Genomic DNA, 15,888 nt, shown 5'->3' on the forward strand with positions numbered 1-15,888 from the left:
CGTCCTTCAAACGGATTTCGGGATGAGGCGCTCAAACAGCGCCTCCAGGGTATTAAAGCGTTCTTCGGCGCGTTCCATCGGGACCATGAATTTGAACAGCGTAGCGCCTTCGAACTTATAACGGTTGGGCTGGCCCTGGATCAGCTTGATCAGCACCAAGGGGTCTACCGGCGTCTGCGCTTCAAATTCGATGCGTCCACCTTGAGGCCCGGCGTCGACCTTTTTGATCCCCAGCTGCTCGGCCTGCAATTTGAGCAAGGTCAGGCGAACCAGGTTCTTGGTCGGCTCGGGCAACAGGCCGAAGCGGTCGATCATTTCCACCTGCAGGTCCTTGAGACCTTCTTCGTCGGTGGCCGAGGCGATGCGCTTGTACAGGATCAGTCGCGCATGCACATCCGGCAGATAATCCTCGGGGATCAGCGCCGGCAAGCGCAGGTTGATCTCCGGGCCGCCACCCAAGGGTTGGTCGAGGTTCGGTTGCTCGCCCTTGCGAATAGCCTTCACCGCGCGTTCAAGCATTTCCATATAAAGGGTGAAGCCGACCGCCTGGATCTGTCCGCTTTGGCCGTCGCCCAACAATTCGCCGGCACCGCGGATTTCCAGGTCGTTGGTGGCCAGCACAAAACCGGCCCCCAGGTCCTGGGTGTTGGCGATGGCTTCCAGGCGCTTTTCGGCATCGCCGGTAATTTGCTGGCGTGGAGGCGTCAGCAGATAGGCGTAGGCCTGGTGGTGGCTGCGCCCGACTCGGCCACGCAACTGGTGCAACTGCGCCAGGCCGAACTTGTCGGCACGCTCGATGATGATGGTATTGGCGCTCGGCACGTCGATGCCGGTCTCGATGATGGTCGAGGCGATCAGCACGTTGAAGCGCTTGTGATAGAAGTCGCTCATCACCTGTTCGAGTTCGCGCTCGCGCATTTGGCCGTGACCGATGGCGATACGGGCTTCCGGCACCAGTTCGGCGAGGTCGGCGGCGCACTTCTCGATGGTTTTCACGTCGTTGTGCAGGTAGTAAACCTGACCGCCGCGCAGCAATTCGCGCAGCAGCGCCTCCTTGACCGTGCTTTTGTTCTGCTCCATGACGAAGGTACGCACCGACAAGCGTCGCGCCGGCGGCGTGGCGATGATCGACAGGTCGCGCATGCCCGACACTGCCATGTTCAGCGTGCGCGGAATCGGCGTGGCGGTGAGGGTGAGGATGTCGACTTCGCTGCGCAGGGCCTTGAGCTGTTCCTTCTGGCGCACACCGAAACGGTGCTCTTCGTCGATGATCACCAGGCCCAGGTTCTTGATCTTCACATCGTCCGACAACAGCTTGTGGGTGCCGATCACGATGTCGATCTTGCCCTCGGCGAGGTCGGCGATGGCGGCATTCACTTCCTTGGCGGACTTGAAGCGGCTCATCACTTCCACGGTCACCGGCCAGTCGGCGAAGCGGTCGCGGAAGCTGTTGTAGTGCTGCTGGGCGAGCAGGGTGGTTGGCACCAGAATCGCCACTTGCTTGCCACCGTGCACGGCAATGAACGCTGCGCGCATGGCCACTTCGGTCTTGCCGAAGCCCACGTCGCCGCACACCAGCCGGTCCATCGGTTTGGGCGCGAGCATGTCGGCGCGCACGGCTTCGATGGTGGTTTGCTGGTCCGGGGTTTCTTCGAAGGCGAAGCCGGCGCTGAAGGTGGCGTAGTCGGCTTTCGGGTCGGCGAACGCGTAACCTTCGCGGGCGGCGCGACGGGCGTAGATGTCGAGCAATTCGGCGGCCACATCGCGCACCTGTTCGGCGGCTTTGCGCTTGGCTTTCTGCCAGGTCTCGGAACCCAGGCGGTGCAACGGCGCCAGGGCGTCGTCGCTGCCGGTGTAGCGGGCGATCAGGTGCAGGTTGGCCACCGGCACATAGAGCTTGGCGCCCTCGGCGTACTCCATGGTGAGGAATTCGGCGGCCTGGTTATCGATCTCCAGGGTCTGCAGGCCCAGGTAGCGGCCCACGCCATGGTCGATATGCACAACCGGTGCGCCTTCGCGCAGCTCGGTGAGGTTCTTGATCACGGCATCGTTGTTGGCGTCGGCGCGCTTCTCCCGGCGACGACGTTGCATCACCCGTTGGCCGAACAGCGGGCTTTCGGCGATCAGCGCCAGGTCGTCCAGCAGCAGACCCTCGTCCAATGGCGCGATGGTGATCGCCAGGCGATCCTTGCCCGCAACAAAGTCCGGCCAGCTGTCGACGGTTTTAGGGCGCAGCTTCAGGCGTTCCAGCAGCTCCAGCAACACCTCGCGGCGACCGGCGGATTCGGCGGTAAACAACACGCGGCCAGGGAAATCGCCGAGGAAATTCGACAGCGCCGCCAGCGGCTGGTTGGCCTTGGCTTCAATCGCCAGGTCGGGCAGCGTTTGCGCCGGGAAACGCTCGCGTCCGCTGCCTGCTTCCACGTCTTGCTGGCTGACGACTACGCGTGGAGAGCTTTTCAGGCGTGCGAAGCACTCTTCCACCGGCAGGAACAATTCGGCCGGCGGCAACAAAGGCCGGGACGGATCGACGCGACGCTCTTCATAGCGGTTGCGCACATCGTTCCAGAAATTTTCCGCTGCTTGTTCGATACCCGGCAGCGAGAACACTTGGGTGTCCTGGGGCAGGTAATCGAACAGGGTCGAGGTTTCGTCGAAGAACAGTGGCAGGTAGTACTCGATACCGGCCGGCGTAATCCCGCTGCTCAAGTCCTGAAAGATCGGGCAGCGGCGGAAGTCCACGTCGAAGCGCTCACGGAAGCGGGCCTTGAAGCGGGTGACCGCGTCCTTTTGCAGCGGGAATTCCCGCGCCGGCAGCAGCTTGATCGAATCCACTTTGTCGATGGAGCGCTGGTTTTCCGGATCGAAGGTCCGCAGGGTCTCGATTTCGTCATCGAACAGGTCGATGCGGTACGGCAGTTTGCTGCCCATGGGGAACAGGTCGATCAGCGCACCGCGCACGGCGAACTCGCCGTGTTCGTACACCGTGTCGACGCAGCGGTAGCCGCTGGCTTCCAGGCGCGTGCGCATCTGCTCCACGTCGAGTTTCTGGCCGACATCCAGCACCAGGCTGCTGCCCAACAGGAACTTGGTCGGCGCCAGGCGGTGCAGTGCCGTGGTGATCGGCACTACCAACACGCCGTGGGCCAGTTCCGGCAGGCGGTACAGGCTGGCGATGCGCTGGGAGATGATGTCCTGGTGCGGCGAGAACAGGTCGTAGGGCAGCGTTTCCCAGTCGGGGAAATGCAGCACCGGCAAATCGGGGGCGAAGAAGCTCAGCTCCTGCTCCAACCGCTCGGCGCTTTGGCTGTCGGCGGTGAGCAGCAGGGTAAAGCGCTTGGCTGCGCTGGCAGCCTCGGCAATGGCCAGGCTCAGGGCGGCACCGGGCAGGTTGCCCCAGTGCTGTTTACCTGCCGCGGCAGGGAGAAGCGGTAGACGCAGAACGGGCACGGAAGGTTGAGCTCCAAGCGTTGCGACAAAGTCGGTAATTGTAGCGGCCCAAGGTGCCGCCTGTCAGTTGCTGACTGTGCCTAATGCGGATTGTAGGAAATGTAGTGGCTAAGACAAACAAAGCTGCGTTTTGACTCAATATGTAGTGCCAAAGTGCGCGTAGTTTTCGGAGGGTTACGGACAAGTCGCCCGGGTCGCATGATTGGTGGTCTTCTGGAAGCCGCGTATTTACTGGGCTGCAGCGGGGTGCCTTTTTTTGGCAAGCACTTTTTGTTGGCCTGGGCGCATTGCTCCGAGGGCGGTCGGGCGGCATAATGTAGCCCCTTTTTTCTGCCCCTACATGTGGAAGGTTCCCGTGACTCAGAAGCCCGACCAGTGTCTTGGTGAATGGATCGACCGTGAAGCACTCGCAGAAGCGATGATTCCGCTTATCGGCCAGCTGTACCGCAATAACAATGTGGTGAGCTCGATCTACGGCCGCAGCCTGATCAACCAGTCTGTCATTGCGATTCTCAAAGCCCACCGCTTTGCACGCCATCGCTCCGCCGACGACAGCGAACTCTCCGTCCACGAAACATTCCCGCTGCTCAAGGCCATGAGCGAGCTCAAACTCGGCGCGGCCTCGGTAGACCTGGGCAAATTGGCCTATAAATTCCGCAACGAAGGCAATGGCCGCAGCGCCGAACAATTCGTGCGCGAAGAAATGGCCGATGTGGTTGGCCAGCAAAACGCCGCTGCCCGTAAAGGTACCGACGTTGTCCTGTACGGCTTCGGTCGTATCGGCCGTCTGCTGGCGCGTATCCTCATCGAGAAAACCGGTGGTGGCGACGGCCTGCGCCTGCGTGCCATCGTGGTGCGCAAAGGCGCCGAGAACGACCTGACCAAGCGCGCAAGCCTCTTGCGTCGCGACTCGGTACACGGTCCGTTCAATGGCACCATCGTCATCGACGAAGAAAACAACACCATCACCGCCAACGGTAACCTGATCCAGGTGATCTACGCGAAGAACCCGTCCGAGGTGGATTACACCCAGTACGGCATCAAGGACGCCCTGCTGGTGGACAACACCGGCGTATGGCGCGATGCCGAGGGCCTGGGCCAGCACCTGGCCTGCCCGGGTATCGATCGCGTTGTGTTGACCGCGCCTGGCAAGGGCAAGCTCAAGAACATCGTTCACGGTATCAACCACGCTGAAATCACCGCTGACGACAAGATCGTGTCCGCCGCTTCCTGCACCACCAACGCCATCGTGCCGGTGCTGAAGGCTGTGAATGACAAGTTCGGCATCGTTAATGGCCACGTCGAAACCGTTCACTCGTACACCAACGACCAGAACCTGATCGACAACTTCCACAAAGGCGATCGCCGTGGTCGTAGCGCCGCGTTGAACATGGTGATCACCGAGACCGGTGCCGCCACCGCTGCCGCCAAGGCCTTGCCTGAGCTGGCCGGCAAGCTGACCGGTAACGCGATCCGCGTTCCGACGCCAAACGTGTCGATGGCCATTCTCAACCTGAACCTTGAGAAAGCCGCCACCCGTGAAGAGATGAACGAGTACCTGCGCTATATGGCGCTGCACTCCGATCTGCATAAGCAGATCGACTTCGTCAACTCGCAGGAAGTGGTATCCACCGACTTCGTTGGCTCGCGCCACGCCGGTGTGGTGGATGCCGAGGCGACCATCACCCAGGACAACCGCGTTGTCCTGTACGTGTGGTACGACAACGAGTTCGGCTACAGCTGCCAGGTGGTTCGTGTGATGGAAGACATGGCTGGGGTCAACCCGCCTGCGTTCCCGCGCTAAGCACTGGCGATCAATGAAAAAGCCCTGACTGGTTCAGGGCTTTTTTATGTCTTCAGGTTTTGTGCGTGAGGGCCGCGAGAGCGGCCTGTCAGGCGCCGCCTGCCACCGAGGCTTGCGCCGTCCTCAGTGCATGTCGATTGCCCTTGAACAGAACCAGCGTGGCAATCAACCCCAGTACCGCTGCGCCACTGAGCCAGATCCCCGGTGCCGCCTTGTTGTCCAGCACGTGGATCAGGTAAGTGCACGCCGCTGGTGTAAAGCCGCCGAACGTTGCCGTCGCCAGGCTGTAGGCCAGGGAGAAGCCGGTGGTGCGCACCTCGATCGGCATGATCTCGGTGAGCGCCACCACCATCGCACCGTTGTACGAGCCGTACAGGAACGACAACCACAACAGTACGATCAGCAGATGGCTGAAACTTGGGTTGGCCACCAGCCACGACAGTGCCGGATACGCCGTGAGGATCGCCAGCGTTGTCGCGCCCAGTAGCAAGGGTTTGCGCCCGACCTTATCGGACACGGCGCCCATGACCGGCAGCCAGATAAAGTTGGAAATACCTACGCACACTGTCACCAGCAGGGCATCGAAGTCCGACAAGTGCAGTTCTGCCTTGCCGAAGGTCGGCGTGTAGGCCGTGATCAGGTAGAACGACACGGTGGTCATGACCACCAGTGCCATGCCGGCGATGACGATGCCGAAGTTCTGGCCGATCGAACGCACGATTTCCTGCAGGGTAGGGCGGTGTTTGCGCGCCTGGAACTCAGGGGTTTCCTCCAGGGAGCGGCGAATCACAAAGATCACCGGCACGATCAGGCAACCGATCAGAAACGGCACGCGCCAGCCCCAGTCACCCATTTCTTCCGGGCTGAGCCAGTGGTTCAGGCCCACACCGAGCAGTCCGGCGAATACCACTGCGGCCTGTTGGCTGGCGGACTGCCAACTGACGAAAAAGCCCTTGCGGCCCGGCGTGGCGATTTCCGCCAGGTACACCGAAACGCCGCCCAGCTCCACACCGGCGGAGAAGCCCTGCAGCAGTCGGCCAAACAATACGATCAATGGCGCAGCCACACCCAGGGTGGCGTACCCGGGCACGCAGGCGATCAGGATGGTGCCGGCGGCCATCAGCGCCAGGGTGATCACCAGGCCTTTCTTGCGGCCGTGGCGGTCGATATAGGCGCCGAGGAAGATCGCGCCCAGTGGCCGCATCAGGAAGCCCGCGCCGAAGGTCGCCAGCGAAAGCATCAGGGACGCGAAGGCGCTGTCGGCGGGGAAGAAGGTTTTGGCAATGGCCGTGGCGTAGAAGCCGTAGACCATGAAGTCGAACATTTCGAGGAAGTTACCGCTGACAACGCGAAAAATCGCCTTGCCTTTGCCCGTTGAGGTGGACATGTCATGCACTCATTTTGGCTATCTTATTGGTGATCCCTGGTCGCTGGTCATCCTTGCTGCAAAGTCGCTGCGCGAGGCTTTAACGAGCAGTTTTGTAACCATATGTGTATTAGCCAGTACAGGCAATAAAAACCGATAGCAAGCTGACTGGTTGTCGCAGGGTCATTTGAAAAGGCTGTTGCGCAGGCTCTCCGACAAGCCTTTTTCGCCCAGCCAGATACCGAGATAGACCTTCGCCAGTTCAGCGTTGCGACTGCTGAAGACCACCGTGTCGTTGATCTCCAGGTTCAAGCCGCGACCGGGGCGAAAATCCAGGGCATAGCGGTCACCGCTGCGAATATTGCGGAAACTGCTATGCAATTGCTCCAGTTCGGGCTTCAGGCGGGCGAGGGTGCTGCTGGTTTGCTGACGCTCCAGGGTCGTGGTGGCGGCCTTGATCACATCGCTGCGGTCGATGTCGCGAAAGTAATACAGCGTCAGGCGCAGATCCTTTTGCTGATCCCACGCCTGCCTGGCGCTGATGCCGGTAGGGGCGTACAGCGCGGCGGCATAGACATCCGCCCAGAGATAGGTCAGCACTGTCTGGCTTTTCAGGCTCAGCTCATGGGTGCGCGGCGGGAAGCCGGCTTGCCTGAGTCGTTCGGCTTCACTGGCGTGTGCCGTCACCGATAAGATCAGCAATAGACACAAAACGATATGCCGCATAATTGCCCATCCTGCAAAGGTGCGTGCCGAGAGTGTAATTGCAATTTCCAGAGCCCGTCGTTCAGGCAATACTGGCCTATGACGCGACCAAGGGTTAATGTGCGCGGCGTTGAGCCTTATATAGACTGTGCCCCGGTTCACACACTTGAGCCGAATTGTCCTTCATGACCGCTGGCCGCGGCATGATTTAGCCAGGCGTTCTACCGTGCGCCTGGCCTGTTCTGAGGAGTACGCATGGCTGTCTACAACTACGACGTGGTGGTACTGGGTTCCGGCCCGGCTGGAGAAGGTGCAGCGATGAACGCTGCGAAGGCAGGGCGCAAGGTGGCGATGGTCGATAGCCGCCGTCAGGTCGGCGGTAACTGCACCCACCTGGGTACCATCCCGTCCAAGGCTTTGCGTCACTCGGTGCGCCAGATCATGCAGTTCAACACCAACCCGATGTTCCGGGCCATTGGTGAGCCGCGCTGGTTCTCGTTCCCGGACGTGTTGAAAAGCGCTGAGAAAGTCATCGCCAAGCAAGTGGCGTCGCGTACCGGTTACTACGCCCGTAACCGTGTCGACCTGTTCTTCGGCACCGGCAGCTTCGCCGACGAGCAAACCGTTGAAGTGGTGTGCTCCAACGGTGTGGTCGAAAAACTGGTGGCCAAGCACATCATCATTGCCACCGGTTCACGCCCGTATCGCCCGGCCGATATCGATTTCAACCACGCGCGTATCTACGATAGCGACACCATCCTCAGCCTGGGCCATACCCCGCGCAAACTGATCATCTATGGCGCCGGCGTGATCGGCTGTGAATACGCCTCGATCTTCAGCGGCCTGGGTGTGTTGGTGGAGTTGGTGGACAACCGCGACCAATTGCTGAGCTTCCTCGACTCGGAAATTTCCCAAGCGTTGAGCTATCACTTCAGCAACAACAACATCACCGTGCGCCATAACGAAGAGTATGAGCGGGTCGAAGGTCTGGACAACGGCGTGATCCTGCACCTCAAGTCCGGCAAGAAGATCAAGGCCGACGCCTTGCTGTGGTGCAACGGCCGTACCGGCAACACCGACAAGCTGGGCATGGAAAACATCGGCGTCAAGGTCAACAGCCGTGGCCAGATCGAGGTCGACGAGAATTACCGCACCTGCGTGCCAAACATCTATGGCGCGGGTGACGTCATCGGCTGGCCAAGCCTGGCCAGTGCGGCGCACGACCAAGGCCGTTCGGCGGCGGGCAGCATTGTCGACAATGGCAGCTGGCGCTATGTGAACGACGTGCCGACCGGGATCTACACCATTCCCGAGATCAGCTCGATCGGCAAGAACGAGCACGAGCTGACCAAGGCCAAGGTGCCTTATGAAGTGGGCAAGGCGTTCTTCAAGAGCATGGCGCGTGCACAGATCGCCGGCGAGCCGCAAGGCATGCTGAAGATCCTGTTCCATCGTGAAACCCTGGAAGTCCTTGGCGTGCATTGCTTCGGCTACCAGGCGTCGGAGATCGTGCACATCGGCCAGGCCATCATGAACCAGCCGGGTGAGCAAAATACCCTCAAGTATTTCGTCAACACCACGTTCAACTACCCGACCATGGCCGAAGCCTATCGGGTAGCGGCCTACGACGGCCTCAACCGGCTTTTTTGAGCGGCTCCGGCCGGTGGCCTGAGCCGGCCGGGGAGACCGATTTCAGTAATTCCCAAGGGTGGCAGTGGCCAAACCGGGAAAGTCTGTAATCAGGCTATCTACGCCGAAGTCGGCGAGCCTGCGCATCAGCGCGGGTTCGTTGACTGTCCACACGGACACGTGCAAGCCCTGACGCTGGGCTTTTTCCAGGCGTTCAGGGGTGCACAGCGTCCAGTTCAGCGCCAGGATGTCACAGCTGTAGTTCTGCGCGACCTTCAGCGGGTCCAGCCAGGCGTATTCGGCGACCAGGCCGCGTGACAGATCCGGAGTGAGCTCCAGCGCCGCCTTCAACACTTCCCGCGAGCTTGAGGTCACGGTGACCTTGTCCATCAGGCCAAAGCGTACGGCCATTTCCCGAATCGCCAGCACGGTGGTCGCGGCGCGGGTGCGCGAAGCGCTTTTGACTTCCAGTTGCCAGTGATCGAAGTCGCACTGTTCGAACAGTTGCTCCAGGCGTGGGATCGGGCATGGCTTGACCCAGCCCGGGCCGCCTTTACGGGCGTCCATCTTCACCAGGTCGGCCGCCGAATACTCGACGACTTTGCCGCGCCGGTCGGTGGTGCGCTTGAGGGTCGGGTCGTGGATGACCATCAACTCGCCGTCCATGGACAGGTGCAAATCCAGTTCGCAACGGCGTACACCGTGCTTGAGACACTCCTGAAAACTGGTCAGGGTATTTTCCGGTGCTTCGCCTTTGGCACCGCGGTGGCCGTAAATCAGGGTCACAGTTGCTCCTTTGCGCCAGCTCGTCTGGCGGGGTGAATACGTATTCAGGGGTGTTGGGCGTCGCTCTGTTCCCGCGCCAGGCGCCGCTCCTGGGCTTGTTTCTGCAGAATGTAGCGGGCCAGCAACTGGCGCTGGGCGTCGGTCATGGACTCGAACTCCGTGCCCACGTCAAAGCCATCGCCTTTAGGGTCGCAGTGGGTGACCCGGGCACGCAGCAGCAGGCCGAGTGCCTGGGGCATCAGCACCAGCTTGACGGCCAGGTGTGCGCCGGGGGCGAGCGGCGTGGCGTGCTGGAAGTCGATACCGCCTTCGGAAATGATCACCGGCTGTGGCGCGCCGACTTCACTCAACAGGCCGCGAGCCATGACCTGGCTGAGCAGGTCCAGGCGTTTGTTCTGGACTTTGAGGAAGGCCGCCAGGTTGCGATCTTTCTCGCTGATCTGGCGCAGCAAGTGCTGGGCTTCGAATTCGCTGAGGTGCAGTTCGCTGAGCAGATTGAACAGCGGCGAGTCATCCAGCAACACATCTTTGCTCGCCGCTTCGGGCACGGACAGGTGTTTGATTTGGAGTGCGATCATGTCGGCGATACGGTAGTATTCGCGGCGCTCTTCTTCATCTAATGTCGACATGGCGAACCCCAGCTAACGGTAATGGTCAGAGTGTAAAGCTGCTTACCAGACCCCGCCACCGGGACGTCTTCTTTTCCTCCGAACAAGCCCCGACATGTTCAGACCTCTCTTCGTATTCATCGGCACGCGTTATACCCGTGCAAAGCGTCGCAATCATTTTGTGTCGTTCATTTCCTTGACCTCGATGATCGGGCTCGCCTTGGGCGTGGTCGTGATGATCGTGGTGCTGTCGGTCATGAACGGCTTCGACCATGAGATGCGCACCCGCGTGCTGGGCATGGTGCCCCACGCGACCATCGAGGCCGACTCGCCCATCAGCGACTGGCAGAGCCTGGCCGGCAAGGTCAAGCAGAACCCCAAGGTGGTGGCCGTCGCGCCCTTCACCCAGATGCAGGGGTTGCTGACCAACGATGGCAAGGTGCAGAAGATTCTGCTCAATGCCATCGACCCGGCCGAGGAACGCAAGGTCTCGATCATTGATAAGTTCATGCTGCAAGGCAAACTCGATGACCTGACGCCCGGCAGCTTCGGCATCGTGATCGGCGACAAGGCCGCGGCCAAGCTCGGGGTGAAGGTGGGCGACAAGCTGACCTTCGTCGCGCCGGAAGTCACCGTGACCCCGGCCGGCATGTTCCCGCGCATGAAGCGCTTCACTGTGGTTGGCACCTTCCATGTTGGCGCCGGTGAGATCGACGGTTACCTCGGGCTGACCAACCTCACCGACCTGGCCCGCCTGCATCGTTGGCAGCCGGATCAGGTGCAGGGCTTGCGCCTGAAGTTCAGCGACCTGTTCGATGCGCCGCGCACGGCGTGGGAAATCGCCCAGCACCTGGGCGACAGCCAGTACTACGCCCGCGACTGGACCCGCACCCACGGCAACCTGTACCAGGCCATCCGCATGGAAAAAGCCATGATCGGCCTGCTGTTGCTGCTGATCGTCGCCGTGGCTGCGTTCAACATCATTTCCACACTGGTGATGGTGGTAAATGACAAGAAGGGCGATATCGCGATCCTGCGTACCCTTGGCGCCACGCCGGGGCAGATCATGGCGATCTTCATGGTGCAGGGCACCGTGATCGGCGTGGTCGGCACGTTGATCGGCACCGCCGTCGGCATCCTGGCCGCGCTGAATGTCAGTGCCGCCATCGCCGCCCTGGAAAAAGTCATCGGTCACAAGTTTCTCAACGCCGACGTCTACTTCATCGATTACCTGCCGTCCCAGGTCCAGGCCCAGGACGTATTGATGGTAGGCGGTGCCGCGTTGGTCTTGAGTTTCCTTGCCACCCTGTATCCAGCCTGGCGCGCGGCACGTACCCAGCCAGCACAGGCCTTACGTTATGAGTGAATCGGGCATGAGTGAAAAAGCAATCCTGAGCTGCCGCAACCTGGGCAAATCCTACGAGGAAGGCCCGGAGTCGGTGGTGGTGCTGTCCAACCTGCAACTGGAGCTTCATCCAGGTGAGCGCGTGGCGATCGTCGGCAGTTCCGGTTCCGGCAAAAGTACCTTGCTCAACCTGTTGGGCGGCCTGGATACGCCGTCCCAGGGCAGTGTCTGGCTGGCCGGTGAAGAACTGTCGGCGCTGGGTGAGAAGGCCCGTGGCCAACTGCGCAACCGTTCGCTCGGTTTTGTGTACCAGTTCCACCACCTGTTGCCGGAGTTCACTGCGCTGGAAAACGTGTGCATGCCGCTGTTGATCGGCAAGACCGCGATCCCGGAAGCGCGCCAGCGGGCAAAAGCCTTGTTGGAACGGGTCGGGCTCGGGCATCGCCTGGAGCACAAGCCGGCCGAGCTGTCCGGCGGTGAGCGCCAGCGCGTGGCGATTGCCCGTGCCCTGGTCAACAACCCAGGGTTGGTGATGCTCGATGAGCCCACCGGCAACCTCGACTCCCACACCGCCCAGGGCATCAAGGACTTGATGCTGGAGTTGAGCACCCAGATGCGTACCGCGTTCCTGGTGGTGACCCATGACATGAGCATGGCACGCCAGATGGACCGTGTGCTGCACTTGCAGGAAGGTCATCTGGTCACCATCTGACCCTGTTTCAAGCCCGGCGCCGGACGTCGGGTTTTCTATTTTTTCAACGGTGCCCGCGAATGTTCAGACCGTTATCGATTTTCATCGGCACGCGCTATACCCGCGCCAAGCGCCGCAATCGTTTTGTTTCGTTTATCTCGATGACCTCGATGATCGGCCTCGCCCTGGGCGTATTGGCGATGATCGTGGTGCTGTCGGTGATGAACGGCTTCCAGCGCGAAATGAGTTCGCGCATCCTCGGTATGGTGCCCCACGCCACCATCGTCGGCGTGAGCCCGATTGACGATTGGCGGCCGGTGGCCGCTGCGGCGATGAAGAACCCGCAAGTGACGGCGGCAGTGCCGTTTACGCAGATGGACGGCATGTTTTCCTACAAAGGGGCGATGCAGCCGATCGAGATCAGCGGTGTCGACCCGGCCCAGGAAGGCAAGGTGTCGATCGTGGCCCAGCACATCGTGCAGGGCAAACTGGATGACCTGAAACCTGGCGAGTTCGGTGTGGTGGTGGGCGAAATCACCGCACGGCGTTTTCGCCTGAACGTGGGCGACAAGCTGACATTGATCGTGCCGGAAGTCAGCACAGCACCGGGCGGCATCACTCCGCGCATGCAGCGTTTGAACGTGGTCGGTATCTTCAAGGTCGGCGCCGAGCTGGATGGCTCCATGGCCTTGATCCACATGGCTGACGCGGCAGAGATACAGCATTGGCAACCTGACCAGGTGCAAAGCGTGCGCCTGGCGGTGAAAGACCTTTACGCAGCACCCAAGGTTTCGGCGGACATCGCCGCCGGCCTGGGCGACGCCTACAAGGCCGATGACTGGACCCACACCCAGGGCAGCCTGTTCAGCGCGATGAAGATGGAAAAGACCATGATCGGCCTGCTGTTGCTGATGATCGTCGCTGTCGCCGCGTTCAACATCATCGCCACCCTGATCATGGTTGTGAACGACAAGGGCGCGGATATCGCGATCCTGCGTACCATCGGCGCCACGCCACGCCAGATTATGGCGATCTTCATGGTGCAGGGCACGGTGATCGGCATCGTCGGTACCTTGATCGGTGGCGTGCTGGGGGTGATTGCAGCGCTGAACGTGAGTGAACTGGTGGGCTGGCTGGAGCGGACGACCGGGCAGCATATCTTCAGCTCGGATGTGTATTTTGTCAGCAACCTGCCTTCGGAGCTGCAGGGCGGTGATGTGCTGCTGATTTGCTCGGCAGGGTTTGTGTTGAGTTTTCTGGCGACGCTGTACCCGGCGTATCGGGCGGCGAAGATTGAGCCGGCGCATGCCCTCAGGTATTCATAGTTCTTGAGACCGCCTTCGCGAACAGACCCGCTCCCACATTCGACCGCCCTCCAACGCAAGTAAGCGGCCAGATGTGAGGGCGGGCTTGCTCGCGAAGGGGCCGGAACAGCTGGATCAATTTCCTTTGGGCAACTCAATTACAAACCTGGTCCAGCCCGCTCCAGACTCACAATAAATCCTTCCCCCATGCGCTTTTACAATCGACTGGGTAATCGCCAACCCCAGCCCCGCATGCTCGCTGCTGCCTTCACGGCGCGCCGGGTCGGCTCGGTAGAACCGATCAAACAAGCGCGGTAACACCACCGCCGCAATACCTTCCCCGGTGTTCTCCACCGTCAGCGTCACGCCGCGCGTGCTTTCAGTCAGTCGCACTCGCACCTCGCCACCGGCCGGGGTAAACCTGAGTGCGTTATCCAGCAAGTTCGACAATGCCCGGCGCAACATGCCGCGATCACCCGCCGTGTGGGCCGTGCCCTCGCGCACCAGGCTGACGTGCGCGTCCTCGGCCAACAGTGCGAAGAACTCCAGCAGTGCCTCGACTTCCTCCTCCAGCGCCAAGGCTTCGCGCCTGGGTATCAGCAAGCCGTTATCCGCCTTGGCCAGGTACAACATGTCATTCACCAGTTGCGCCATCCATTGCAGTTCTTCCAGGTTGCTGTGCAGTGCTTCCCGATAGTCCTCAAGCGGGCGCGGTTGGGTGAGGATGACCTGGGTCTGGGTCAACAGGTTGGACAGGGGCGTGCGCAGTTCGTGGGCGATGTCGGCGGAGAACGCCGACAGGCGTTGGAAGGCATCGTCCAGGCGGCCAAGCATGGCGTTGAAAGACTGGGCCAGTTCGGCCAGCTCCACCGGCATTTGTTCCTGGGGCAATCGCTGGGTGAGGGAATGGGCGGACACGCTGGCGGCCACTTCCCCCATGCGGCGCAAGGGCCGTAACCCGCTGCGTGCCGCCCAGGCGCCGAGCAGGGCGGTAGCCAGGGCCGAGAGGCCGACGGTGAGCCAGATCAGATGCTGCATGCGTTGCAGGAAGTGCTGGTGGTGGGTGATGTCGAGTATCAGGGTCACTTGCGGCGAATCGGGCTGGCCGGCACTCAATAGAGCGTTATACACCCGGTACTCGGTACCGGCATGTTGCACGCTGTGCAGGCCGGGTGCTTCGGGCAGGGTGACGCTGGGGGCGTTGTCCAGCCAACGCTGGCCGGCGGAGGTGATGCGCAGTGTCAGATCCTGTTGGAGAAGGAGTTCGGCGCGCAGTTGTGCTTCACGCTGGGCGAATGACTGCAGCGAGTCGACACCCTGCAAGGTTGCGCGCAAGGCCAACAGCTTGCTGTCGAGTTGTTGTTGGTCCAGCTCAATGAAGTGCGCTTCACTGGCACGGTTGAACAGCACCCCGGCCAGCAGCGAGACCACCGCCGTGCAAGCGGCAAACAACAGTGCCAGGCGGCTGGTCAGGGACAGGCGCTTGATCAATTGACGCGCTCCTCCAGCACATAACCCATGCCGCGCACGGTGTGGATCAGTTTATTGGGGGAGTTGTCGTCGACTTTCAGGCGCAGCCGGCGGATGGCCACTTCGATGATGTTGGTATCACTGTCGAAGTTCATGTCCCACACCTGGGAGGCGATCAACGTCTTTGGCAGCACTTCGCCCTGGCGCCGCAGCAGCAGCTCCAGCAGGGCGAATTCCTTGGCGGTCAGGTCGATACGCTGGCCGTTGCGTTCGACCCGGCGACGGATCAAGTCCAGGCGCAGGTCGGCCAGTTGCAGTGCAGTTTCCTGGGAGGTACTGCTGCCTCGGCGCAACAGGCTGCGCACCCGGGCCAGCAGTTCGGAGAAGGCGAAGGGCTTGATCAGGTAGTCGTCGGCCCCCAGCTCCAGGCCGTGTACGCGATCTTCCACGGCATCGCGGGCGGTGAGGAACAACACCGGGAGGTCCAGGCCGGCGCTGCGCACCGCTTGCAGGATTTGCCAGCCGTCGCGGCCCGGCAGCATGACATCGAGGATCAGCAGGTCGTAGTCGCCGGTCAGTGCCAGGTGCTGTCCCGTGGTGCCGTCAGCCACCAGCTCGGTGGTAAAGCCGGCCTCGGCCAGGCCCTGGCGCAGGTAGTGGCCGGTTTTGGGTTGGTCTTCGATGATCAGCAGTTTCATGGGGCAACTCTTGGCAACGGGGCACGACGGGC

The 15,888-nt window shown here is 61.3% G+C and carries 12 protein-coding genes; 5 read left to right on the forward strand and 7 right to left on the reverse strand.

Translation table 11 applies throughout. The annotated features are described in order from the left end of the window. Window positions 1–6: 6 nt before the first annotated feature. Window positions 7–3,450: a transcription-repair coupling factor gene (gene mfd / locus M5B97_RS03330; protein ID WP_248730735.1), complete on the reverse strand. Its 3,444-nt coding sequence runs from the start codon at window positions 3,448–3,450 to the stop codon at window positions 7–9. Between the two features lie 340 nt (window positions 3,451–3,790). On the opposite strand from mfd, the gene M5B97_RS03335 reads away from it, so the two are divergent. Further along, window positions 3,791–5,254 carry a glyceraldehyde-3-phosphate dehydrogenase gene (locus tag M5B97_RS03335; protein ID WP_134659633.1) on the forward strand — a complete coding sequence of 488 codons (1,464 nt, stop codon included), beginning with the start codon at window positions 3,791–3,793 and terminating at the stop codon, window positions 5,252–5,254. Window positions 5,255–5,342: 88 nt separating this feature from the next. On the opposite strand, the gene M5B97_RS03340 is transcribed toward M5B97_RS03335, so the two are convergent. After that, complete coding sequence (locus M5B97_RS03340) at window positions 5,343–6,641, reverse strand: MFS transporter (protein WP_123715105.1); 1,299 nt, start codon at window positions 6,639–6,641, stop codon at window positions 5,343–5,345. Between the two features lie 162 nt (window positions 6,642–6,803). Then, entirely contained in the window at window positions 6,804–7,346 is a 543-nt protein-coding gene (locus tag M5B97_RS03345; RefSeq protein ID WP_248730736.1) for a chalcone isomerase family protein, read from the reverse strand. Between the two features lie 234 nt (window positions 7,347–7,580). Between M5B97_RS03345 and sthA the strand changes: the two genes are divergently transcribed. Further along, window positions 7,581–8,975, forward strand: a complete 1,395-nt coding sequence (gene sthA / locus M5B97_RS03350; RefSeq protein ID WP_060753154.1) for a Si-specific NAD(P)(+) transhydrogenase — start codon at window positions 7,581–7,583, stop codon at window positions 8,973–8,975. A gap of 42 nt (window positions 8,976–9,017) precedes the next feature. Here sthA and M5B97_RS03355 read toward each other — a convergent pair whose 3' ends face one another. After that, the gene (locus M5B97_RS03355) at window positions 9,018–9,740 is read right to left on the reverse strand and encodes a glycerophosphodiester phosphodiesterase (protein ID WP_123715107.1); all 723 of its coding nucleotides are present in this window, start codon (window positions 9,738–9,740) and stop codon (window positions 9,018–9,020) included. Window positions 9,741–9,784: 44 nt separating this feature from the next. Then, window positions 9,785–10,369, reverse strand: coding sequence for a PilZ domain-containing protein (locus tag M5B97_RS03360; RefSeq protein WP_134659639.1), 585 nt, complete (start codon window positions 10,367–10,369; stop codon window positions 9,785–9,787). A 94-nt stretch (window positions 10,370–10,463) separates the two neighbouring features. Here M5B97_RS03360 and M5B97_RS03365 point away from each other — a divergent pair, with 94 nt between their 5' ends. From M5B97_RS03365 to M5B97_RS03375, 3 genes are read left to right on the forward strand one after another with little or no spacing between them, the layout of a single operon-like run. Continuing rightward, window positions 10,464–11,714 carry a lipoprotein-releasing ABC transporter permease subunit gene (locus tag M5B97_RS03365; protein WP_248730737.1) on the forward strand — a complete coding sequence of 417 codons (1,251 nt, stop codon included), beginning with the start codon at window positions 10,464–10,466 and terminating at the stop codon, window positions 11,712–11,714. Window positions 11,715–11,721: 7 nt separating this feature from the next. Further along, window positions 11,722–12,405, forward strand: a complete 684-nt coding sequence (lolD, locus tag M5B97_RS03370) for a lipoprotein-releasing ABC transporter ATP-binding protein LolD (RefSeq protein WP_167659653.1) — start codon at window positions 11,722–11,724, stop codon at window positions 12,403–12,405. 59 nt (window positions 12,406–12,464) lie between these two features. Beyond that, window positions 12,465–13,709 (forward strand): lipoprotein-releasing ABC transporter permease subunit, encoded by a 1,245-nt coding sequence (locus M5B97_RS03375; RefSeq protein WP_123715110.1) that lies wholly within the window; start codon window positions 12,465–12,467, stop codon window positions 13,707–13,709. Window positions 13,710–13,823: 114 nt separating this feature from the next. Here the strand turns inward: M5B97_RS03375 and M5B97_RS03380 are convergent, their stop codons facing one another. After that, window positions 13,824–15,179 carry a heavy metal sensor histidine kinase gene (locus M5B97_RS03380; RefSeq protein ID WP_248730738.1) on the reverse strand — a complete coding sequence of 452 codons (1,356 nt, stop codon included), beginning with the start codon at window positions 15,177–15,179 and terminating at the stop codon, window positions 13,824–13,826. After that, window positions 15,176–15,856, reverse strand: a complete 681-nt coding sequence (locus M5B97_RS03385) for a heavy metal response regulator transcription factor (RefSeq protein ID WP_248730739.1) — start codon at window positions 15,854–15,856, stop codon at window positions 15,176–15,178. Before M5B97_RS03385 ends, M5B97_RS03380 begins: the two co-directional genes overlap by 4 nt. Between the last annotated feature and the right edge of the window lie 32 nt (window positions 15,857–15,888).

Source organism: Pseudomonas sp. MWU13-2517 (assembly GCF_023242545.1).
In the GTDB taxonomy this organism is placed as follows: Bacteria; Pseudomonadota; Gammaproteobacteria; order Pseudomonadales; family Pseudomonadaceae; genus Aquipseudomonas.